The sequence below is a fragment of the Acetobacterium tundrae genome (assembly GCF_008086615.1).
Taxonomy (GTDB): domain Bacteria; phylum Bacillota; class Clostridia; order Eubacteriales; family Eubacteriaceae; genus Acetobacterium; species Acetobacterium tundrae.
This window is the reverse complement of the sequence record NZ_RXYB01000002.1, coordinates 49,884-73,504: the sequence shown is the minus strand read 5'-3', so window position 1 is coordinate 73,504 and position 23,621 is coordinate 49,884. Positions and strand designations below refer to the sequence as shown.

Below are 23,621 nucleotides of genomic sequence, written 5' to 3'. Positions count from 1 at the left end.
ATTTGATTAAAAAATGATTGTTCTTATTCTAATATCAGTATTTCTTTTTCAGTTGTGGACGCTTCAAGCTTCTGTTTTTTGAAGAAAAACGAAAGTGCCAAAGCGATTGCACTGATCACGGCAGCCACCAGAAATGCAGTATTTATCCCATGCATGGTGGCAAGCCCGGCCGTAGTAATCGGCATCATCACAAAAGACAAGCCAAAGGAACGAATCGTGTACAGAATCATCACTTCCAGATAGTGCGTATCCATCGAAAGGGTGGTCAACATAAAGGAAACAACCGTAAGAATGGTCAAGCCAATAATGGCAAGGGGTTTTATACCAAACATGTCATAAAGCTTTCCGGTCAAGATCCCCATCAGACCCATAACTAACGATCCAGGAAGCAGGAGCACACCGGCTTCTAATGGACTGATTCAGCATGGTGACGATCATGCCCGCCAGTAAAATGGCCAGCATGAAGGCAAAACCTTTATTTTTTTGTTTTTTCGATCATAAATTTCTTTTTTCATTTTTTATTTTTGCAGAACAGATCAAACAATTTGTTAAGCTTGACAAGTCCCGTATTAATCTCTTCAAAATCTTTTTGAGAGACATTTTCTTCGATACATTTGTAGAAGGCATCAGCACTGGCTTTAATTTCAGCCATTTTATGTTTGGCATCATCGGTCAATTCGACTTTAACGACCCTTTGGTCATCCTTCAATCGTTTCCGCACAATGAATCCAGCTTTTTCAAGGCGAGAGCAAATATTAGAGACATTGCTATTGATCATGTCAAGCTCATCCGCAATATCGCTTATTTTCATCGCCCCTTTTTTGTCAATCAATAACAAAATGCTGACTTGAGGCGCGGTCAAACCGTGAGATTCAAACGCGCGGACTCGGGCTTTTGCCAATTTTGATTCGGCACTTTGTAAAAGGCTGATGATCTCAGACCAGGGGTTTGGATTTTCCATAAATTTCTCCTCAGTTAAATAACACCATGAACTGCCATATTGATGCCGCGATAATAGTTGTCGTGGAATATAATATCACGGCAACTATTATTTGTCAAATGGCAAACATCACATCTCCGACAAAATAGCGGACTGTATCCCATTCAAGATATTGCGCTAATGCAATATTTTTCAATGGCAACGGCAATAACATATTCATTCTTTAATGTCTGCAGCATTTTGTAATGCTCAGTTTCCCCATGTGTCACCTGCGATTCACTACTTACCCACATTTTCATCAAGAACAAGTCATTTTGCGAATCCACCGGGATGTAATATTCGTATTTGAAATTGCCCGGTTCCATCTGAGAAATACCACGTTATCGCTTTCCATGTACCGTACATTACAAAACTCAGAATCGAATTCTAATTTGCTATTCATAAGATATCTCCTGTCATTAAATAATTTAGACTTGCATGCATTAAGCTAAATTGAGGAAGGTACTAACAACTTAAACATGAAGTTTTTTACCCCGGTCTTCTCGACGTAGGCAATTCGTTTAGCGCTCTATTCTTCCTGTCTTTACCAGCTCTTCAAAACCGTCTTCTGCTTAAATATGCTCACCACCTGGGCGATTCCGGTGACCCCTTCTTCAATAGCCTTTAAATCAGTGTTGCCGTATCCCAACACCAGTGCATGGTCGCCGGCTTTTTTTGTCTGCACCAAATTTTCGTCATCATGAAGAAAATAATCTCCCAGTGTCGTCACAAAAACCTGTTTTTCGTCGAGGGCCTTCCGGCGCTCTGCATCAAACACAACAGACTCAAAGGCCGCAACCAGATGCATCCCGGATCGGGTTCCGGTCACGGAAACGTCATCACCAAAACTTTCTCTCAGACAGGTTTCCAGATAATTGCGCCGTTTAAGATAGATCCCTTTCATTTTCCGGATATGCTGGGTCAGGTATCCCTCTTCGATAAATTTGGCCAGCGTCAGCTGTTCAAGAACCGGCGAATGAATATCCGCTACGTATTTTTCGTTTTTCATTTCCGACACCAGACACCCCGGCAGCACCAGATAGCCCATTCTCAATGCCGGTGACAAAATCTTCGAGAAGGTGCCCACGTAGATGACCCGGTCCGGATCAAGATTCTGCAGGGACTGGATCGGATTGCCTTCAAACCGGAACTCACTGTCATAGTCATCTTCCACAATCAGGCAGTCGTGCTTTCTGGCGTACTCAATCAGTTCAATCCGCCGTTTGATGGACAAAACCACGCCAGTGGGAAACTGATGGCTGGGCGTTGTAAAAATCAGCTTCGGCGGTTTTTCCGGAAGCACTGCCGTCATGATCCCATTTTCATCAATCGGGATCGTTTTCATTCTGACCCCAAGGCTCCTCAGCGTATAGACAATGCCCTGACTGATGGGGTTTTCAACCAGAACCTCCTCGTCTTTTCCCACCATCCGGGCTAGCAGGCTGAAAGCCTGAGCGGCTCCGTTGACAATCAGAATGTTCTCTGGCCGACTGTTGACGCCACGCACCCGTTTTAAATAAATTGAGAGCTGATTTCTCAGGGCATGCATCCCGAAACTGTTCTGATAATCCAGACTTGTGCTATCAAGGGTTTGGGCAACTAATCTGTAGAGCTGTCCCCATTTTTTGATCGGGATTGTATTCAAATCTGGAACCCCGGTGCGAAAACTAACCCTCTTTTGAGGATACAGCAAATCCCATGGCTCTTTTTTTTCATCTGAAGAAGATATTTCTTTGCGTTCAAAAAAGATCCCACCACTGACATAGGTGCCGGACCCTTCCTTTGAATAAAGATATCCCTCCGCCCAGAGCTGTTCATAGGCCTCCATCACTACATTGCGCGACACCGAAAGAAATTCCGAGAGCCCCCTGGTGGAAGGCAACTTTTCATCCGCTTTCAGGTCCCCTGAAAAAATGAATTCCTTCATGGCATGATAAATTTGCTCCGATAATGATTCATCTCGATTTCTGTTTAAATTGATATGCAGCATGTTCTCTCCATAGTGGTTTGAATTTTTTAACCGGAAATGGCTCTTTTTAATACCACTTCTTTCTGCTACGATTATATCACAAATGCAATTTGAAAAAAATTCAAAATCCAGGGAGAATCCAAAATGATCACAACAACTTTTTTTATTGCCTCGCTGATTGTCATTCTAATTCCCGGAAGCGGTGTGCTTTATACCGTTTCAACCGGCATGACAGGGAGTCGAAAAAGCAGTTTCTTTGCGGCTGTGGGCTGCACCCTCGGCATTATCCCACATCTGACTATCAGCATTCTGGGGCTTTTATTGATCCGACAAATGAATTCAGCCGCCTTTAGCCTGATCAAATGGATCGGTGCCATCTACCTGCTGTATCTTGGTCTGGGGATGATTCTGTCGAAAACCGGCCTGACGGCAAACGAAGAAATCACCGCATCACCCCCACTTTCGATTATCTTGAAGGGCATCTTTATCAATCTTCTGAATCCCAAGCTGACGCTATTCTTTTTTTCCTACCTGCCTCAATTCATCGTCAACGGCGATAATTCCACGACACAAAGCCTGCAGCTCGGCATTTTCTTTATGCTGCTCACCCTGATCATTTTTATGCTCTACGGAATTCTGGCTGGCAGCTTCAGCGAGTTGCTGAAGCATTCACCCAAAATCTGCCTTCGGATACAACAGATTTTTGGAGCCGTCTTTATTATCTTTGCTATGCAGCTGGCGTTTTTTTGATAAAACGTCAGCATGGGTTTCATGATAATTCTGCTGTTTCCAGTTATCCTGCGTAGTTGAAGCGACAGAACAGAATCGTCCATCTGGTCTCAGCAGTAATAATTTATCATAAATTTTAATAGACACCCTGAACATTTATAATCTATACTTAAACAAGATAAAAAACTATTCAGGAGGACTCCCATGCCGCAATATCAACCCATCACCTGTGTTAAAGCACTGAATCAATTGAAACGAAAAACACCGTATCATTGGGATCTAAATATTTACAAAGGTTGCAGCCACGGTTGCCGATATTGTTATGCCATGGGCACCTACGGTTTTACGGGCTATGGGGATTTTTCATGCAACATCGCCATAAAGTCGAATATTGTGGAGGTTTTAGAAAAACAACTGCGATCTTCAGACTGGAAACGGGAAATTGTGAATATCGGAGGTGTAACTGACTCCTATCAGCCTGCAGAAGCCCAATATCAGCTGATGCCGGAAATTCTGAAACTGCTGATTAAATATAAAACTCCAGCCATAATCTCCACCAAATCTGACTTAGTTCTCCGCGATTATGACCTCATTGACGAGCTTTCTCGAATTACCTATATAAATATCGCCACCACCGTGACGACCCTGGATGAAGAAATCCGGAAAAAAATTGAACCGGGGGCGGCAACTGGACGTGCTCGGTTTGACATGCTTAAAACCTTACGAAAAACCAATGCCTCCATCGGTCACCACCTAATGCCCATTATTCCGGATCTGACGGATGATTCTGATAACCTGTCCACTTTGTTTGAAGCCGGAAAAGATGCCGGTATCCACTATGTACTTCCCGGTGTACTTTATCTCAGGGGTGCTACTCGGCCAGCTTTTTTTGACTTCGTCAAGACTGTCTATCCCCAAAAGTATGATGCCCTCTGGAAGCTTTATCAAAAGGGCGGAGCACCCAAAGAATATAAAGACGAACTCTACGCCCGCCTAAATCCACTTCGCCAAGCCTTTGGCCTCTCCAACAGTTACAGCCAGCCCATTAAAGAAAAGATGAAATTTTTTGAGCCATTAGAAGATCAGGTATCGTTTTTAGATTTTTAAATTTCTCAATGGAATTGAAATCATCCAAATCTGCTGAAAGATTTTCCATGGAAGGAATTGCCATCTTCTGTCTTTTAAATAGAATCCTCCATCAAATCTCTACACACAATTTCGCGAACAGTGATTTTTCGGTGTGAATGGTAATTGAAATTCATCCATGGTATTGATAAAATCTTGTTAGACAAAAAAGGATGGTCAATCTATCCAGAAAACTTTATATGGAGGAGAATTTATAATGGGATTATTTGATAAGTTTAAACAGGGAAGCAAAGATATGATCAAAAGCTATGACAAGGTGAAGCTCAATCAGAAGCTGACCTATGAAGAGCTCTACGATGTGATGAAAGAAGGGACCTACCCCTGTGGCGAACCACAGCTAACCGGAAAAGGCATTATGCATTGTATCCAGTTTCCACCAGTTAATAAATATGTCATCCAGGTAGCACTCAGCGGAACTACCGTTACTGTCACAAAAATCTACAGCGGTATTGGCGGCATACTCAAAGAAACCGTCGGTGATGCGGTGACCGGCGGCTGGTATGATGTATTAAACGGTGAAAACATCGACTTGAATCAGATGACACGTATCGTCGGTGAAGAACTGACAAAACTGTGCCAAACAAAAGGGTTGCTGAACTAGAATAAGAGCATGAAGAAAACAGCTTTGTCAAGCTGGCTATGCCCCACAACTTAAAGTCCAACAGATATGAAGGGACGGTCAAGGCCGGTGAAAAAGCGACTTTTTCACCGGCCTTGACCGTCCCTTTGTTTTATCTATTATTTAAAACGATCGATACGCAGAAAGTCTTTTCAACTGCCTTAAAAGAAGCTTCACCGTCATACTTTTTTGCCATGCCCTTTACTGATAGCATACCAATACCAGCTTCCTCTTTTCTTTTCTGGGATAAATAGATGTCGTTTTTTAATCTCAATGTCCCTTCAAAACTATTGTCCACGGCAATGTATAGCTTGTTATTTAGAAACTGGGATGAAATTTTTATAAATTTATTCGAGTTTGTTATTTTACAACAGGCTTCCAAAGCATTTTCCAGGATATTTCCAAATATAACACATAGATCCGTTTCGTCTATTTCCAAATCGTTGGGCACTTGTGTTGCAATTGAAAGATCAATCGCTTCTTTTTTGCAAGTATTTACATAATAGCCTAATATCGCATTGACCACATCATTCCGACAATATAAAACATCTGAAATACTCAATCGATTTCCCAACAACTCAGATATGTATTTTTCAACTTTTTCATTGTCCTTTTTCTGAATCAATCCCAGCACGGTATTGAGATGGTGCCTTAAATCATGTTCGCCTTTTCGAGTCTCTTCAATACACGCTCCAAATTTCTTGTAATAATCGGACTGGTATCCCAACTGCTGCTTTATCATCTCATTGTTCTCAGTCAAAACAACATTTTTTTCCGATTGTTCCAACATTTCGATAACGACATAATAGATGAGGTTAAATCCCAAAAACGATGCAATATTAAATACTAGAAATTGCCATTGCGCAATCAAAGTAACATCCATCGCCGCAAATGCCATACTGATAACATAGTATACCAGCGGAATAATCCATAGATAGCTCCAGGCTTTGTTGATGGTCCGCATGACCTGTGCGATTTTTTTGCTAAAAAATATCCAAATCAAAGGATAGGTGATTAATAAAATCAAACATTGAAACAGGTTAAAATAAAAAGAATATGAGCTTTGCACATAGACTCGATGCAGTACATAGGTAATGTAAGAAATCTCAAAGAACTTAGCCATATATACTATAAAATCAGCATAGCTTTTTACGAGCAAGGCGACAAACAAAAGTTTTGACGGGGTCCCCTGTACCGTTGCAGTATATACAACAATATATAACAATAAAAAGAAAACACTATGAAAAAGGCGCAAATTATTCCAATTGGGGAACAATTGAATGATCAGGATCACTGAAACAATATTTAGAAGCATACATAGGATTCCAACCAAAGCAACTATTTTTTTTGAATATCGAAGTTGATCCCATACTGGTATGAATGCTAAAATAAAATAAGGGAAAATAGAGAGGCAAATTCCCCAAATGGTGTTTAAGTTGCTACTGAGCATCACTTTCTCCTCTAACGTTTGTGAATATAAAGTTTAAATATGTCTGTCGCGCAACCACACTCCTACTTCTTGGGATCGCTACGATATCACCATTTTTCATGATAAAATCAGATGACGTATAGTCTTCTACAAAATTCATATTAATGATATTGCAGCGATGGCAGCGTAAAAAGGGTGTCCCGCCCAATTGTCTTTCTAATTCAGATAACGGAACGTAAGTTTTAATTTCGTCTCGTACCGTATGAATGATGGACACCTTGTTAAAAACCTCAACATAAATGATATCTCTAAGATAAACAACGACTTCGAGTTTTCCATTTGAAATGCAAATAGACTTCATGTCATTCGCGTACATCTCTTGACAGCGTTCTAATGCTTCAAATATTTTTGCTTCTGTTATGGGTTTTGTTAAATAGTGTTGAGCCTTTAACTCAAACCCTTCAATCGCATAATCCCTGCTTGATGTCGTGAATACAATTGCGCATTTCTCCCCTATGTTGCGTAGCTTTTTTGCAATTTCAATTCCGTTGGCCTCTTCCAAATAAATATCTAAAAAAATAATATTGAACGTTCCAACATGATAATGATTCCAAAATTCCTTAGCTGAACAAAAAAAAGAGAGGCAAAAATCACAACAATTAACTTCGGCATATCTTTTTATGAAAACGTCGATTCTTTCCTGTTGTTCCTTTTCATCTTCGCATACTCCAATATAAACCATCCTGTCCTCCAACTGTTGATTGATTGACTATATAATTTTATTCTAGCATATTAAATCAAATATTTCAATTTTTTTGCGGTTGATTCATTTCGTGGAACGTCATTTTAGCTCGTGAGTTTTAATTGTTTTCTGCTCTAATTGTTGGTATCATAATTGCATAACAAATTCAACTTTGAGGAGAAAAAATGAAAAAGAAGAAAATATTTAGTTTATTGGTGGTTTTTGCTTTATCGGTGTTTATTTTCACAGGTTGTGGTGGTTCATCTTCGACCGGGGGTGGTTCATCTTCAAATCAGGCAACAACTTATTCTCAGGATTTCACAATTGTCAATGATACTGGGATTGAAATTTATTCGATCTATGTTTCGCCAACTGGAGTAAATAACTGGGGGGATGATATTTTAACAACGGATACCCTTCCAACTGGAAACTCAACCGACATTGTCTTTGACACCGATGTTCAAGATCAATACTGGGATTTAATGATTGCCGACTCTGCTGGAGCGACCGTTGAATGGACAAACATTGATTTATTCTCTGTTTCAGAAATTAATCTAAAAATCGAGAATGGCAGTCCTACTGCAACATTCAAATAAAAAAATTCCGATGAGGCTTTTGCAAACCGGCGAAACAAGCGGTTAAGCAGAAGCCTTCTTTTTATGTTATCCAAAATATTGTCACCTAGATTTAATGGTCTGCAGAACAGAAAGAATTACCAACTTCTTGAAGATCCGAAACCAGAGCAGTCTATTTTATCCATCCCTGCATTCTCCAATACTCTGTATCAACAGGATTCCAAGCCATTCCTTTTTGCATCATTTTAAATAGTTTGAAAACAAACATGGTCTTGAGTCTCGGTTTCACTTTTCCGACTTTATGTTTGATTTTTACAGCAACTTTATTAACATCCCGAGCGATCTGCTGCTGCTTTTTGATGGTCACCTGATCAACCGACCATGCCCCGACCACTTCCGAGATTCGAAAAGTCTTTCCGATTCCCAGCCAGAAAAGCTGTTTCGCGATAGCCCTGGTGGTTCCCTTAGCTCCACCGCCAGCTGTAGTTGAAATAGCGACCGCAATTTTCTCAGTCATCTTACCATTTGGTCGGTGACTGAACCATCGATATGCCAAATGATCAAAAAATGTTTTCAACTGACCAGTCATTCCCATACAGTAATTTGGCGAATCAACGATAATCACATCTGCGGCATCCAGCGCCTCAATCATCGGTGTCATCTGCTCGTAATGCGGACATTTCTTTTCATCTTTCAATATACAGTTGAAACAACCGACACACGGTTCTAATCCATTGACATTAAATTCCTCTACATCCTCTTTTTTACATTCCAGCTGTTCGATCAGCTGATGTGTCACCTGATATGTATTGCCCTGATGAGCCTGGCCATGAATAACGGCTACTTTCATAATCCCTATACCTCCATAAATCCCATATTTATTTTTTTAATCTTTTCCAGTGATTCTGTTAAATTTTTTAATTGTCATTTTAGCCCATCAGCACTAAGCAGCCTGACCTTTATAACAGTCAATCAGATAAGACATCCGTAGCATAAAGCGAATATATGAATCATTTAGATCAACATTGCTGATTTCGGATATCCGTCCCAGTCGATACACCAGTGAATTTCGGTGAACAAACAATTTTTCTGAAGCGAGTTTGATACTGCACCCGCTGTCTAAATAGACTTTCAGAGTAGCATATAAGCAGGTTTCATTTTTTCGATCATACTGCCGCAGCATACTTAAAGCCGGATGACAGAACAGACCAAGCTGAGATTGATCTTCCACATGATCAAGCAGATCATAAAACTGATAATCGATATAGTAGAAAATAAGATTTTCCGGATTTAGCCGTTTTCCAAGATTCAGCGCCGAAACAGCCTGATGATAATATTTTGCAAAACTTTCAACATGCGTAAAGGCATTGCTGACACCAATGCGAAGATGTTCATTGGCCACCAGATTCTGTAGCTCTTGTAATTGTTCTCCATGGAAATCGTCGTTTTTCGAAAGCGGCACCAGAACAGCTGCTTTGCCCTCATGATAGGTGACATGTGAACCCGGTAAAACTTCTTTCAATGCCGAAACAATATGATCTTTTAAATGCCGCTCACCAAGATAGCGTGTCGGGAGAATCGAAAGAGCGATCAGCTTGGATGCAAACTCTAAACCGGGAAAGCAACTAGCGATATTCTCCGGTGGCGCTCCGATCAGCAGTTCATACAGCAGCTGTTGATAACGCGTGCCAGTTTGAAACAGATAAGCAAAATAATGGGTAATGGTGTAACTAATGGCATGGCTCACCACCTCCAGCATTTCCATATGTACCGGAGTTACCGGGGTTTCGCCTTCAATCATCAGCAGAAAACCAACCTGCATGTCATTATGGAAGACCTTACTGCTCAGCTTTCGATGGGGTGATTCGGTACATGAAACTTCAATGGCATCAGTGGTATGACCAGCCTGCTGAATTGGCTTCAGCTGTTGCACGGCCTGGATAAAATCATAACTGCAATACCCCTGTCTGATATTGTCCTTCCATAAATCATCCGTAACTGGGATCGAAGTGGAATGGGCCAGAATTTTAAAATTAACATCGCTGAAAAGCAGAGAATTTCCGAGCAGTATGGAAGCAGTATTGACGACAGCCTGAAGATCCCTTGTCTCATTGGCGCGCTTTATGAGTTCTTCGTAAAGAAGCCCGCCCCCTGAACTTTTCATCAAGGTACGGGCCAGATTGACAGCTGAAAATAATTCCGATGTCTCGACAAAAGCGAGATTTTGGATCCTGTCGGTCAGGAAATTGCCGTCATTAACCAGGATACAGTGACAGGGTGGAGTTCCAACACTATCTAATTGGCTACTATAACCAAAGTATAGGACATTTCCTTGAAATGAATTTTGCCGTCCGTCAATTAACGCAATGTCGATAATCTCAGTCTGATTGTCACAAGAATCTTTTATGATCGGTATATTAACCGATATTTTTGTGATTAAGTCATTAAATTTCATACTTACCCCTTTTTAGATTAAAGTATTTATTATTGTCACATTATCATTATAATAGTGTATCATGAACAAATCGTCAATGAAAAATCGTCTTTCGTCAATATAGGAAAATTTGGGCAGACACAGTATAATGAATTTATCCTAAACTCAATACGTTTAATAATCAAGGAGGAAAAGTATGTATGAAAAACTGTTTATAGAAGGAACGATTGGAAAACTAAAATTGAAAAATCGTCTGGTCATGGCTCCGATGGGGATCGGACTGGCGGAACTGGACGGTTCGCCTACTGAAGATATGATTGCTTACTATGAAGCCCGAGCCATTGGTGGGGCCGGCTTGATCATTCCTGAAATTACTCGTGTAAACGATGTGCATGGTGCCGGGATGCTGCGTCAGCTTTCCGTTACCAAAGATCGTCACATTGAACCTTTATCGAGACTGGCGGAAGCCGTCCATAAACATGGTACAAAAATCTTCATCCAGCTGCATCATCCCGGTCGTGAAACGCTGGCTGCTCTGGTCGGCGGACCAGTCGCTGCGCCATCAGCAATTCCCTGCAAATATCTCAACCAGCCGACCCGTGCTCTTGAAAATGCCGAAATTAAGGAACTGGTCCAACAGTTTATCGATGGTGCCGTTCGCGTGCAGAAAGCTGGCTGTGACGGTGTTGAACTGCATGCTGCTCATGGCTATCTGATTAATCAATTTTTAAGCCCATATACCAATAAACGAGATGATGAATACGGCGGCAGTTTTGAAAACCGGCTGCGTTTTATTGCCGAGATTATCGCCGGTATCCGGAAAGAATGTGGACCTGATTTTCCCATTAGCGTGCGTCTTTCCGTTGAAGAGTTTTTAAGTAATGTTGGTGTAACGGAAGATTACATTCATATCCAAGATGGCGTTAAAATTTCCATGGCCTTGGAAAAAATGGGGATCGATGTCATCAATGTCAGCTGCGGTATTTATGAAACCGGCTCCGTCTGCGTCGAACCGATTTCCTTTCCTCAGGGCTGGCGACGGGATCTGATTAAAGCGGTAAAAGATCATGTTTCCATTCCGGTAATCGGTGTTTCGGCTATTCGTGAACCAGCTATCGGTGAAAATTTTCTGGCCGACGGCATCGTGGATTTTGTGGCTTTAGGCCGCGCCTGGCTGGCTGATGAAGAATGGGGTCTTAAAGTAAAAGAAGGCCGAGAAAAAGAATTATGTAAATGTATTTCCTGTCTGCGCTGCTTTGAAAGTTTAAACGAAAATAATGCCGTTGGTCTTCCCCCTGTCTGTTCCGTGAATCCACGCCTAGCCAGAGAGAAAAAGCTTGGCAACTTAGATCACGATTCTTGCAGTCATAAAGTCGCCGTCATCGGTGGTGGTCCAGCTGGCATGTCAGCCGCCCGGACGCTGGCCCTTCGAGGCATCCAGGTTACCATGTTTGAAAAAGAAAATGCCCTCGGCGGTCTTGTCAATCTTGCCAAAATGCCCCCTCATAAAAGTGTTATGGACTGGATCGCTCAATATTATCAGAATGAGTTTGCTCGTCTGAATGTAAAGGTGAAACTAAATACCGAAGCAACCGTTTCTATCTTAGCAGAAATGAACCCAGATGCAGTCATTCTTGCCACCGGCAGTACCCCGATCGTGCCCGAACGGATACCTGGTATCCATGGCCAAAATGTGATTGGAATTGACACAGTCCTTTCCGGAGCAGCCGGATTGAAAGATAAAAAGGTCGTCTTGATCGGCGCCGGGATGAGTGGAATTGAAACCGCTGAATATCTGTGTGCTGCCGGAAATTCGGTAACAATTGTCGACATGCTGGATAAGGTCGCTCCGGACGGAAATGGTACCACTGTTCTGGATGTTACCGGACGGCTGGCAAAATATGGCGTAACTTATATGCTATCCCATGCGCTAAAAGAAATCAAACCGGATAGCGTTGTTCTTGAAAAACTGGAAGATCACTCGGCAGTCTCCATCCCGGCTGATGCGGTTGTTTTATCTCTAGGTTATTGCTCAAATCGTTCTCTTTTAGAAGATCTGAAAACAAAATTTGATCAAGTGATAATTATCGGCGATGCCCTTAAAGTTGGCCGTATTGAACCGGCTGTCCGAGCCGGCTTTGAAGTGGGCCGCAGTCTGTTTGCCGAGAAGCCAAAAGCCACCAGTTTTCTAACCCCTCAAGAAGAACTGCCAAACTTTGGAAAGATTTCTCTGATGGACAATCAGGAGGGCTTGTATCTTTGCTTTCTCACGGACCCTGCTGTCATCGCTCGGCTGTTGCCGCCACCACTTAAACCTTTCTCCATGCCGGTGGTAACCCTGTCCATCGCACATGTCCATAATCCATCTTTTGCCGATGATTATTATGAAGCCATTCTGGGCGTATATGCGATGAACGGAAAAGACCTGGGACTTTATCCTCTCAGCCTGGTGCTGGGCGGACCCGGAGCCGAAATGGCCGTTCAACTTGGCCGTGACAATGGCAGTATTCCCAAAAAACTGGGCGCCGAATTTGTGATCCGCCAAACTGGAAATACGATTACCGCCAGTGTCAGCCGCCGCGGTGTTCAGCTAATTGAGGCCAAACTGGAACTCGGTGAAACCAACAGTCCTCTGACTGGTGCCTTATATCAATTCCCGGCACCGGGAAAACAGACCTATGGTGGCGGATTCTATTATCATTTTGACCGTGAACCTGACCAAGAAGGCGTGTCCCATTTTATGAATGGCGCCTTGCTTCAGAATCTCTGTGAATACAATTACAAATCCTGGGAGCCGGGCTTTGCCAGCCTGAAGCTTCGTTCCAGCATTGACGACCCATGGGGCGAATTGCCGATAAATACAATGGTCGGCGGTGCTTATTCGGTAAACAGTCTGCTTGTTCATAAGCTGAATCTGGTAAAAAAGATGAACGCGGAAGAAATTGTCCCCTATTTGATGGCTGGCCGCTACGACCGAACCGCATTTATGGAAACCGGACGCAAATAAGACAAAAAACATCGGTTATCAAAATTTCTAAATAATAATTGAAAGCAATATAGGAGGAGATTTATCATGAAACTTGAAAACAAAGTTGCTATTATTACCGGCTCAACCAAGGGGATCGGAAAAGCGACCGCCATGATTTTTATCGAGGAAGGTGCAAAAGTAGTCGTTGTCGGCACCAATGAAGAAAGAGGCAATGCCACTGTCCGTGAAATTCTGGATGCTGGGGGTGAAGCTTTCTTTCAGAAAACAAACGTCACCGATGAGACAAGTCTGGATGCTTTAGTAAAAGCAACGATGGATAAATACGGCCGGATTGATATCCTGGTGAACAATGCCGGAGTCAGTGGAACCACTGCAAATATGAATGATATTACCAGTGATGAGTGGAGTACCGTGCTGTCCACCAATTTAACCGCCCCATTCATGCTTTGTAAAAAAATCATCCCGATTATGGAAACACAAGGAGCCGGTGCCATTGTCAACGTCGCTTCGATGGCCTCTACCGGGGCCGGCAGAGGCGGCCTTGCCTATACCACTGCCAAACACGGGCTTCTCGGGCTGACCCGTCAGATGTCTCTAGACCATGGTCGAAACGGTGTCCGCATTAATGCCGTCCTTCCGGGACCGATTGCTACCGAGATGATTGCCCGCGTACTGGCAATACCTCAACATCCGGTTTGCATGAAGATTAAAATGAGCCCGGCTGCCAGAGCTGGCGAGCCGGAGGAAGTTGGAAAGGCGATTCTCTTCCTGGCAAGTGAAGATGCCTCGTTTATTCACGGTGCCAGTCTGGCCGTTGATGGCGGCTACACCATTTTCTAAATCAAGCACTTAAAATACACAAAAAAGTGTTGTGTCCCTGTCTTAAGGTCAGTAAAACACATGTCATTTTAAACATTGATAAAAAATCCGATTAGAAATTATCTTTCTAGTCGGATTTTTTTAATATCTGTTATGGTTGATTTTCTTTCAATATTCCGTTAAATATTTTTTAGTGCCTCATCCATTGCTTCCCGATTCTTTAACCGGTTTTCAATTAAAAAATCATAGTCGGTAAACATATCGCTGAATCAAGCGTCCAGCGGTATCTAATATTCTCTCTTTAATGCTAATTTTTCTCCTCTTGAATAACTTCCTGTGATGAACTGTTTAATGCAATAATCAAAAATCCTGCAATTCCAATTCCGATTGTAACCAGCCACGTTAACTGTTCCGAAAATCCCCATAGCGCACCCGTTACGACAGCCCCCACAAAATTTCCAACGTATTGAAACGAATTAAAAATACCATTGGCGGTACCGCGATAACTATCCTTTACAACATTATTTACATTGGTTGCCACGATGGTTGCAATGGAAATATAACCGCACATAAATAAGGTGGTTCCAAACAGTAAAAATAAATAGGATGACTTTTCAAAATACAAAAACAGACTCAAGGCCGAAATTAAAAAAGATATCATCAAGACCTGTTTATTAAACCCCTTTTGTGTCCACCGGACAGCCTGTTTCATCGCTAGGATGGCAATGAAAATTGCCGGAACAAATACCTTCCACATTCCCGTTTCACTGGTAACCTTGGTTAAGTAAATTGGGACAGCATAAAAAACCGAAATCATCATGTAATTGTTTATGAAAGCAGATAAATTCATTACTATGAAATTTTTATTTTTTAAAAGGATTTTAATATGCTTACTGTCAGGAGTACCCTGCTCCTGCATATCTCCGCTTTGATGATCTTTTATAAAAAACAGAATATATAATTCGTTGAGGAAAAGTAAAATTGCACAGGACAGGAACATCAAATTAACTGACATGATTTTTCGAAGTAATGGCCCTACGGCAAATGCGAGAGCTGCCGCCGCAGAAATAAACGCACCCAATATGCTCATGGCGCGAATTCTCTCTTTTTCACCCGCCATACCGGCGGCCCACGAATAGCCAACACCGATTACGGCACCACTTCCCTGTAAAGCTCTTGCAAAAATCAACAAGCCAATATTGTTTGTTAAGTAAGCAAGGACAAGACCTACGACCACTAGCGTTAGTCCAATCAGCATCATTCGCTTGTTCCCATACCGGTCGCTGAGCATTCCAAAAGGAATCTGAAAAATCGCCTGGGTAAGTCCAAAAATTCCGACCGCAAGGCCGGCAAGCACGGATGTATATCCGATTAACGACTTGCAATAGGTAGAAATAAACGGCATTACAATCGTCATCGACATCTGCCGAAATGCCAGCGCAAGGCTAATCATGATTACTGCTGGGATAACACTTTTAGCTGATTTATTTTCTGTCAAAATACTAACCTCTTGTTTTTTAATAAGCAAGTAATATGCTCTGTTCTAATATCGCCCATTAAAGGCCAAGCAATATTCTCATTCGTATGATGGTATACAAATCCAGATTTTTCTTGTGCTCGCTTTGACTTTGTATTGCCATCAAAATAACCACACCATAATTTCTTAAGGTGTAAATCCTCGAAACTGTAACGAATTAGTTCATTCAATGCTTCTGGTATCAGGCCTTGTCCCCAGAAAGGCACACCGATCCAGTATCCGATTTCACCTTCCGTCTCAGGCAGACCAATATTACTGGCATCGCCAATCATTAAACCGATGCTTCCGACAGCATAACCTTCGCTTTTAAGTACAACTGCATAGGTTTCCGGTTTTGATAATACCCCTTTTATTGTTTCAAGGCTGTTCTCTACACTGGTATGCACTGGCCAGCCTGCTATCGGTCCAACTTGCGGATTACTTGCATATCTATATAAATCTTCTGCATCCGACTCTTGCCAAGGGCGCAGTATTAAACGTTCTGTTTTCAATATCATAATTGCAGACCTCCTTCCAAGCTGATGCGTTATTTCTTTTTCTTTGCAGTTTCCTTTGCCTTATGTTCTTCAAATATGCAGAGCAAAGAAAGCCGTTCATTTTTCACCATGCAACTTCACTTTCATATCTTCCAACGCTTTTTCATAATTTTTTCAGCCTTAGAAGCATCCTCCAAATATAAAGATTTATTTTATTATACATCGTTATTCCAATTATTTCTACTAAGACATATCGCAAACAACAAAAACGAGGCACCAAGATTTTTCTATCTCAGTGCCCCTGGGTTTTCTTGTTTTGCGTTTAATAAAATAAATCCTTACAATTTATCTATATTCCCGCCCATAATATCATTTATTTTTTCATGCACTTTTTCTTTATCCCAGTTCCACCAACAAATTGATTGTAATTTTTCAATTGTTTTATCATTGAATCGCTTTTTAATCGGCTTTGCCGGCACACCACCGACTATTGTATAGGGCTCAACATCTTTTGTTACAACTGCTCTTGTTCCTACAATTGCACCATTGCCAATATGAATGCCGGACATAATAACCGCTTCATACCCAATCCAGACATCATTTCCAATAATGATATCACCCTTGTTATCCCAAGCCTGTGTTACATCCTGCTGTTCAAGCCCATATTCTTCCCAAAAAAGCGGAAACGGATAAGTTGAGAGAGATTTCAGGTTATGGTTGGCACTGGTAAAAATAAACTTAGCGCCGCAAGCAATGGAACAGAACTTACCAATAATCAATTTATCATGATTGATTGGATAATGATATAAAACATTATTTTTTTCAAAATCAATCGGATCATTGACAAAGTCATTATACATTGTAAAATCGCCAATCTTAATATTGGGATTGGTGATAGCCGCATTTAGATAAATGGTTTGCGCATCACCAGTCCGTGGATATATTTTTTCTTCCGGAATAGACATTACAAATCCTCCTAATATATTAATTTTTTTTCAGATCTATTCCGGCAATTGCAATGCAACGCTTCATTTTTTCACCACCTAAAATATTCTTTTCTGTTTTTAATGGTATGATTATATTTATTAATTTGTCGCCATCAGAATCAACCTATATCATCTATCTTTCGTCTGAAAACAAGTCCTAAAAGATGACATTTTTGATCTAGCGTAATATCATAAAAGTGCAGTCCCATATTGCAAGGAAATGAGGTAAAATATATGACGAGGGGACGTTTCAGATTGATCGACGTCCAGCCCATATCGATAGGCACAAGCCATCTAAACCTCTCTGCTTAGTTTTCGATACCCTTACAATTTTTAATATGTGCTTTGATTTTTTTCATCGCCCAATCATAATGACTTGCTGTCGCACTCACAAAATATGAACCCAATGTGCTTCCGCCAACCCATTTATAGGTCCCTTTTGTAAACAGTTCTTCATTTGTAAAGGTGTCCGCTAACTTTAGAACATCCTGGTGTGATTTTTCAAACATTTCTTTGGATTGATCAAGTGAAGTGTTCTGGTGCTTTTCAAAAAAAGCCACATTCATCGCTCCATATGTTTTCCAGTTGTACGGAGCCGGCAAAAAAGGTCTATCTTCACCTTTCATATTGGAATCCACCCAGTTCAAAACAAGCTGATGCCATTCATATAAATGCACCAGAACGTCTCGAAGATTCTTATCTCTTCCCCAATGGGCCTCTTTTTTTCGATCATCATCTGAAAAATCAAATGCTATCGACAACTCTTTTTCGGTCATTGAATCAATCAGTTGATTCAGTTTTTGATAATTACTATCTGCTTCTGCCATCAAGCTGGGCTTAGTTGTTGGTCTGGCCATCTTCATTTCTCCCTTACCTGCATTTTTAATTAATTGTAACATCTTAAATGTGACAGCATAGCGTCATATTATAAATAATATTTCTTAAAGAACTTAATCTGGTTTCTAAAACCTCTTTTCGTGAAGACCCATTTATCGAATCCATCTGGTTTGATTATCGAGAAATCGAAATTATCGACGATGGTAAAAAGAAATCATCGCTATGTGACGCGGAGACTTTTCGTCGTAAGCGTTCATTTATCACTTGTCTAGTTGATCAGCAGTAACTTCATCAATCTCACCACCAAAATATTTATCCAGCACTGCCTTAAACGTCGGATTACCATCGACCAGATAAAACAGGGTCATTGATGATTTCAGCTTCAAATCATCGGGTCGGCCAAATACCGCATTGGCAGCACTCGACTCAAGCTTTAACAGTTCCCCGGAAATCTCCAATAAACGCGAACCCAGCACCGGATGCGCCATGTATGCCTTTGCTTCTTGCTGATTCTCTATTCCATAATACCTGGCCGTTTCACTACTTCCCAGCCCTTTAAGCTGGGGAAAAACATACCACATCCAATGGCTGCGCTTGCGGCCATTTTTTATTTCCGTTAGTGCCTGCCCATAGCTTTCTTCCTGAGCTTTGACAAAACGCTCAACTGTGTCCATCTGTTGTTCCTCTCCTTCGTTTTAATTAGGCGACTTTTGATGACAAAGAGACGTCACGTTTGGCATCCTGATCGCTTCCATGTTTGTTTTTAAATCGCGATTTATTTGAAAATCACGTTCCTCAATATGTCTTATCGGAACCATGATCGATTGTTTCGCCACTGCTGGTCGGATTTATTCTGATCGAAGGGCTTTTTAGCCTAATTGCGGGGTTTAATAAAACCTTTTAACCGTTCACCATAATTAAACAGAAAGACTCCAAACAGAATAATTGTACCACCAATGATTGTTGACTACTCCGGGATTTCACCAGCAATCAAAAAACCCAACACACTGGTCAAAAAGGGGGTTAAAAACATATTATTACTGACTTGGGATGTCTTTTCTGCTACGGACAGAGCCTTCGTCCAAGCAACATAGGCAATGGCGCTGGAGAATACTCCCAGAATCAGAACATAGACCCATTGCATTGGCGGCGCCATAATCACCTGATTCACCGACTGTTGATTGTCAAGTAAAATCGACCACTTATTTGAATTGCTGGTCATTTTTAATTGCAAATCAATACCGACGTCGGCAGAAAGACCGCAAGCAGAATCGTTCCCCCCCAAATGCTATAGGCCGCTGTTTGCAAGGGCGCATAAGATTTAGTGAGCTTCCGCTGTAAAAGATTATAAAAGCTTAAAACCAGCGCCGCCAAAAAGAGCCAGAACACCCCGATGTTAACCGATACGACTCCATTGATCAGCGTTAAAAATGCCACGCCACAAAATTCCAGTCCGATCGCCAACCATTGTCCTCTTAAAGATCTGTATATCAATTAATCCTCGTTATATTCACAACCTTTCAACATTCAAATAATTGAATGTTTTAGATATCTTCATTTCATCAGTATCACTGAGTTCTTCTATTTGTAAAAACAATCTTCTTTTAGCTCTACTCATAGCAACGTATATTATTCTATGCTCTTCGTTATTATTCAAATCAGGGGTCAGTAAAAACTCCTTAATGTGCTTATTCCCAACCAGCATAACATTTTCAAATTCAGATCCCTTTGCCTTATGAATTGTAATATGATTACTGTTATCTTCTGTAATATTAATACATATTGCCACACTTTTATACAACGTATTCTCATAGAAATCTTTTGCTGCGCCTTTTCTAAAACCAGATAAGGTAGCATTAAGCGTTCGACAGATTAAATCATAAAATTTCATTAATGTATCATCACAATAATTCTTGTAAATTTTAATTATTTTCACTAAAGAATACAACGCCATTTTCTTTGGATTCTCTTCCTTTCTAAAGATCCACTCTATCCTCTTTGTGGCTTCTTTGTATTTGCCGTTTATAGCTAATTCAATAGCTTGAATAAATGACAATATATAATTCCGTCGTTCGCTATTACTGTCTTGTTCTGAGTACTGTTCGAGCAACTTTCTGTTTAAGTCCTTACCTTCAATTTCTTTTTTCATGGCGTTTGAATTGATATTGTCTCTAGAGAGAGAAACCACAGTTTCGCCACAACAGAGCTCACAGGCTTTGTTATATCCAGCATTTCTATCGCCTATATATATAATAGCTTCAATGTCATTAACGTTCTCACATGGAACTTGACTTATATCATTACGTATATTGTTTAAAAATTTTATAATTTGATTTGTACTTCTGTGATTGTTGCATATGGTATAAACATTATTTTTATCAACTTTGAACGAATCAAATAATGATGGCTCAGCACCTTGAAACTTATAAATCGATTGTGCTTTGTCACCTATTACTCCTACCACGGTATCTTTTTTCCTTATTTCATTTAAAATAAATGACTGTATCGGATTTGTATCTTGATATTCATCTATAAACATATACGCAAATTTTGCCCTAAGTACATTTAATATGAATGGGTACTTATCAATGAGAATATACGAAAAATACAATATGTCATTATGATCCATCTTCCCTTTTCGCCAATATATTTTTTTCAAACCTGTTATTTTATTTGATAATACTTTTAAGCTCTTTGCGTTAATACCAATATGGGTTTTATTATTCTTATCATATCCAACAGCTTTTTTATTGTCACATTCGAATGAAACAATTCCATTCTTATAAACACATTTGATTGATAAAAGCCAATTTTGTAATGCTTGATTTAATGCTGGTAAAGATAAGATTTGTTTTTTAGTATTTGGGTGCTTTAGTTCACTTAAGTCTTCATTTTCAAACCATTCTCTTATATATTTATTATTAATATAGAATTCATCATGTCCCTTAACGTTCTTGCAACATAATTCATATTCAGTTGGAATGAATGAACAATAAGGTTTTACTACATTTCTATATAAAAAACTATGGATTGTTGATACTTCAACCTTGTCAGAAACACCTTTACCAATCCTCTCTAGGATGGTCTCAACAGCTGTATTTGTATAAGTTATGCACGCAACTCTTCGTGCACAAGATAATCTATTTGAGTTTTGAAGAACAGTCTTAATATGATTAACCAAAAACTCTGTTTTTCCCGCTCCAGGACCTGCCTCTATTTTGAAGTCTTCGTCTATATTTATTTTATCTTTTGATGTAATATTCATATGCTCTCACACATCCATTCAATTGCATCTTTAATATAGGTTGGTACATTAAAATCTTGGAATCCTGCCTCCCCTTTTATTAAAAGGTTTTCTCTCAATATAGACGACAATTCAAGAGCGTTCTCCCCTTTTCCAACAGATTTTAAGTATCTTGAAGCAATAATAGCTTTCTTCTTTATCTCATCAATCCAAGCATCTCCACTAGATTTATTAAGTGAATCTTTAATTCGTTCGTTTTCATCACTACCTCGAAGTTTATCCAACAATTCACTTAATGGTTTACCCTGATCGATTAAAATCATCAGTTCGTCTAACTCTATGTCATTCTGCAATGAAGGTGTAATTAATAAACGACTCTTTTCATTATCAAAAGCCAATTGGTACTCCAGAGTTTTACCATAAATTTCATCTTGGGTAAATGAACGAATATTAGCATGTTTCCCCTTTTGATACTTCACCATATTTAAGTTCAATTCATAATCATACTTCGATGGATCAACATTCATTTCAAAGGGATAACACTTTTTAAATTTCGCCTTTTCTTTGTTTTTTTCTTTTCGAGCTGGGTCTTGATCTGTAACGCAAGCAATTTTCCGTTTAATCGTATTGTCTTTGTTGCCATCGAATAAGTAAAGGAAGTGTTCAAAATATCTTCCTCCGACATTTATAACCGAAATATGATTATCTTCTAACGATTTATTCATATAATCCGCAAAAATGGGAATTAATAACTGTTCAGCGATACCCTCTACAAAAATTACTTTTTCAGAAAAAAGCATGTTTGATTTTGTTGCATCAAGAAATCGCTGAACATACTTTTTGCTATTTGCCCTATTTTCAATTGTTCCATCACTATTAATATCGAAGAAAACTTTACCTGGATAAGAAACTTCTGTCTTTCCTTGCTCTTTGTACAAGCAAATAATATCGTCAAGCTGCGTTGAAGAAGTAATATGTGTCGAGTGTGATGTTATGAAAACTTGCTTGACTTTTTTATCGTTGATATTATTCTTTAAGAACTTAATAAATTGAAATTGCATAGTTGGGTGTAGATGAGCTTCTGGCTCTTCTATCGCCAATACAGGGAAAACCTTAGCATTACTTCCTAAATATTTTCCATCTGAATCAACTTGCATTTTAGCTAATAATAATGACATAAAAATCAAATTATTATATCCAAGTCCATTGTTCGATATTGGTATACTCATACCAGTATTTTGCTTTACAATTAACTGTAAGACAGAATACAACTCACTCTCTGTTATCTTACCTTCGAAATCAGGTTCAGAGTTATCGAATGAAGCTCCAATCCCGTCTGCGTATGACAATATTTCTTTGTTCCCACTTTTGAGTCGTTCCTGAAGTTTCTCTAAAAGTACTTGTGACGTAGTCTCAAACCCTTCTTTTCTACTTGATATCTGTTGAATTTGCTGTTCTTCTGTAAGTTCTTTGTCAGATTTAATGTCGTAATCTATAAAAAAGTCGATCACATTTTTTAACAATGTATTTTTCCCAGAAAACATATCTCGTTCAACATCACGAATGGCATCTAAGAACTGAAAGTCAAATTTATTTAGACTATCTCCATCAATTTGAACCTGATTATCAGGATTTCCGACCCATGTTTTATTGATATATAATCTTATAAAGTTGTCTGTGATGATTTTCCACGCTTCTTCTTTATTGGCTGCACCTTGTATTCGATCCTTATATTTCTTTTCATGAGCTTCTGGCAAAAAGAACTCGTATTGTACTTGGGCTAAATATGGTTCCTCCAACGAAACGAGCCAATTACTAACAGTAACCAATTCATCTCCTAATAAATTTTCATTTTCCGATTGCGACAATGATACAGTAATTGATACTTTAGGAGAACGACTCTTTAATTCTTCCAATGATATATTATTGTAAATATCATTTATTGATAATTGCTTTTTAGAAGAACTATCAAATATTATCGCTAAAGCTCTTAATAAATTTGATTTCCCAGCATTGTTTTGTCCAATTAATAAATTAATACCATCTCGAAAATCTACAGTAATAGAATCAAAGTTTCTATAGTTTTCAATACTAATTTTTGATATATACAT

23 protein-coding genes are annotated in these 23,621 nt (G+C 39.8%); 6 read left to right on the top strand and 17 right to left on the bottom strand.

Annotation, left to right across the window (positions count from 1 at the left end):
• Positions 1-23: 23 nt before the first annotated feature.
• From FZC40_RS01855 to pdxR, 4 genes are all read right to left on the bottom strand, one after another.
• Entirely contained in the window at positions 24-398 is a 375-nt protein-coding gene (locus tag FZC40_RS01855) for an MFS transporter (RefSeq protein WP_186843856.1), read from the bottom strand.
• Between the two features lie 113 nt (positions 399-511).
• Positions 512-961, bottom strand: a complete 450-nt coding sequence (locus FZC40_RS01850) for a MarR family winged helix-turn-helix transcriptional regulator (protein WP_148602242.1) — start codon at positions 959-961, stop codon at positions 512-514.
• A 277-nt stretch (positions 962-1,238) separates the two neighbouring features.
• The gene (locus tag FZC40_RS17010; protein WP_186843857.1) at positions 1,239-1,382 is read right to left on the bottom strand and encodes a hypothetical protein; all 144 of its coding nucleotides are present in this window, start codon (positions 1,380-1,382) and stop codon (positions 1,239-1,241) included.
• A gap of 141 nt (positions 1,383-1,523) precedes the next feature.
• Positions 1,524-2,969, bottom strand: a complete 1,446-nt coding sequence (gene pdxR / locus FZC40_RS01845) for a MocR-like pyridoxine biosynthesis transcription factor PdxR (RefSeq protein ID WP_148602241.1) — start codon at positions 2,967-2,969, stop codon at positions 1,524-1,526.
• A gap of 123 nt (positions 2,970-3,092) precedes the next feature.
• On the opposite strand from pdxR, the gene FZC40_RS01840 reads away from it, so the two are divergent.
• The 3 genes from FZC40_RS01840 to FZC40_RS01830 all read left to right on the top strand — a co-directional run bounded on the left by FZC40_RS01840 (position 3,093) and on the right by FZC40_RS01830 (position 5,424).
• Positions 3,093-3,698 (top strand): LysE family translocator, encoded by a 606-nt coding sequence (locus tag FZC40_RS01840; RefSeq protein ID WP_148602240.1) that lies wholly within the window; start codon positions 3,093-3,095, stop codon positions 3,696-3,698.
• Positions 3,699-3,881: 183 nt separating this feature from the next.
• Positions 3,882-4,784, top strand: coding sequence for an SPL family radical SAM protein (locus FZC40_RS01835; protein ID WP_148602239.1), 903 nt, complete (start codon positions 3,882-3,884; stop codon positions 4,782-4,784).
• Positions 4,785-5,019: 235 nt separating this feature from the next.
• On the top strand, positions 5,020-5,424 hold the full coding sequence (locus tag FZC40_RS01830) for a hypothetical protein (RefSeq protein ID WP_148602238.1): 405 nt from the start codon (positions 5,020-5,022) through the stop codon (positions 5,422-5,424).
• Positions 5,425-5,554: 130 nt separating this feature from the next.
• Here the strand turns inward: FZC40_RS01830 and FZC40_RS01825 are convergent, their stop codons facing one another.
• Positions 5,555-6,892 (bottom strand): sensor histidine kinase, encoded by a 1,338-nt coding sequence (locus FZC40_RS01825; RefSeq protein WP_148602237.1) that lies wholly within the window; start codon positions 6,890-6,892, stop codon positions 5,555-5,557.
• Positions 6,882-7,613, bottom strand: a complete 732-nt coding sequence (locus FZC40_RS01820) for a LytR/AlgR family response regulator transcription factor (protein WP_148602236.1) — start codon at positions 7,611-7,613, stop codon at positions 6,882-6,884. The genes FZC40_RS01825 and FZC40_RS01820 overlap by 11 nt, the downstream gene beginning before the upstream one ends.
• A gap of 185 nt (positions 7,614-7,798) precedes the next feature.
• Here FZC40_RS01820 and FZC40_RS01815 point away from each other — a divergent pair, with 185 nt between their 5' ends.
• Positions 7,799-8,209, top strand: coding sequence for a hypothetical protein (locus FZC40_RS01815; protein WP_148602235.1), 411 nt, complete (start codon positions 7,799-7,801; stop codon positions 8,207-8,209).
• Positions 8,210-8,360: 151 nt separating this feature from the next.
• Here FZC40_RS01815 and FZC40_RS01810 read toward each other — a convergent pair whose 3' ends face one another.
• Both FZC40_RS01810 and FZC40_RS01805 read right to left on the bottom strand, forming a co-directional pair.
• Positions 8,361-9,038 (bottom strand): flavodoxin family protein, encoded by a 678-nt coding sequence (locus FZC40_RS01810; protein WP_148602234.1) that lies wholly within the window; start codon positions 9,036-9,038, stop codon positions 8,361-8,363.
• Positions 9,039-9,131: 93 nt separating this feature from the next.
• Positions 9,132-10,643 (bottom strand): PucR family transcriptional regulator, encoded by a 1,512-nt coding sequence (locus FZC40_RS01805; protein WP_148602233.1) that lies wholly within the window; start codon positions 10,641-10,643, stop codon positions 9,132-9,134.
• 175 nt (positions 10,644-10,818) lie between these two features.
• Between FZC40_RS01805 and FZC40_RS01800 the strand changes: the two genes are divergently transcribed.
• Both FZC40_RS01800 and FZC40_RS01795 read left to right on the top strand, forming a co-directional pair.
• On the top strand, positions 10,819-13,629 hold the full coding sequence (locus FZC40_RS01800) for an oxidoreductase (protein WP_148602232.1): 2,811 nt from the start codon (positions 10,819-10,821) through the stop codon (positions 13,627-13,629).
• Between the two features lie 66 nt (positions 13,630-13,695).
• Complete coding sequence (locus FZC40_RS01795) at positions 13,696-14,451, top strand: SDR family NAD(P)-dependent oxidoreductase (protein ID WP_148602231.1); 756 nt, start codon at positions 13,696-13,698, stop codon at positions 14,449-14,451.
• Positions 14,452-14,737: 286 nt separating this feature from the next.
• On the opposite strand, the gene FZC40_RS01790 is transcribed toward FZC40_RS01795, so the two are convergent.
• From FZC40_RS01790 to FZC40_RS01755, 9 genes are all read right to left on the bottom strand, one after another.
• Complete coding sequence (locus FZC40_RS01790; RefSeq protein ID WP_243135720.1) at positions 14,738-15,928, bottom strand: MFS transporter; 1,191 nt, start codon at positions 15,926-15,928, stop codon at positions 14,738-14,740.
• Complete coding sequence (locus FZC40_RS01785; protein ID WP_148602230.1) at positions 15,925-16,464, bottom strand: GNAT family N-acetyltransferase; 540 nt, start codon at positions 16,462-16,464, stop codon at positions 15,925-15,927. Before FZC40_RS01785 ends, FZC40_RS01790 begins: the two co-directional genes overlap by 4 nt.
• Before the next feature lie 317 nt (positions 16,465-16,781).
• The gene (locus tag FZC40_RS01780) at positions 16,782-17,408 is read right to left on the bottom strand and encodes a CatB-related O-acetyltransferase (RefSeq protein ID WP_148602229.1); all 627 of its coding nucleotides are present in this window, start codon (positions 17,406-17,408) and stop codon (positions 16,782-16,784) included.
• 329 nt (positions 17,409-17,737) lie between these two features.
• On the bottom strand, positions 17,738-18,286 hold the full coding sequence (locus tag FZC40_RS01775) for a ClbS/DfsB family four-helix bundle protein (protein ID WP_148602228.1): 549 nt from the start codon (positions 18,284-18,286) through the stop codon (positions 17,738-17,740).
• Between the two features lie 240 nt (positions 18,287-18,526).
• On the bottom strand, positions 18,527-18,940 hold the full coding sequence (locus FZC40_RS01770) for a DUF1810 domain-containing protein (protein WP_148602227.1): 414 nt from the start codon (positions 18,938-18,940) through the stop codon (positions 18,527-18,529).
• 293 nt (positions 18,941-19,233) lie between these two features.
• Entirely contained in the window at positions 19,234-19,488 is a 255-nt protein-coding gene (locus FZC40_RS17245; RefSeq protein ID WP_207706694.1) for a DMT family transporter, read from the bottom strand.
• A 2-nt stretch (positions 19,489-19,490) separates the two neighbouring features.
• Entirely contained in the window at positions 19,491-19,760 is a 270-nt protein-coding gene (locus tag FZC40_RS17240; RefSeq protein ID WP_207706693.1) for a hypothetical protein, read from the bottom strand.
• A gap of 16 nt (positions 19,761-19,776) precedes the next feature.
• On the bottom strand, positions 19,777-21,531 hold the full coding sequence (locus FZC40_RS01760) for a UvrD-helicase domain-containing protein (protein WP_148602226.1): 1,755 nt from the start codon (positions 21,529-21,531) through the stop codon (positions 19,777-19,779).
• Complete coding sequence (locus FZC40_RS01755) at positions 21,528-23,621, bottom strand: ATP-dependent nuclease (protein ID WP_186843858.1); 2,094 nt, start codon at positions 23,619-23,621, stop codon at positions 21,528-21,530. Before FZC40_RS01755 ends, FZC40_RS01760 begins: the two co-directional genes overlap by 4 nt.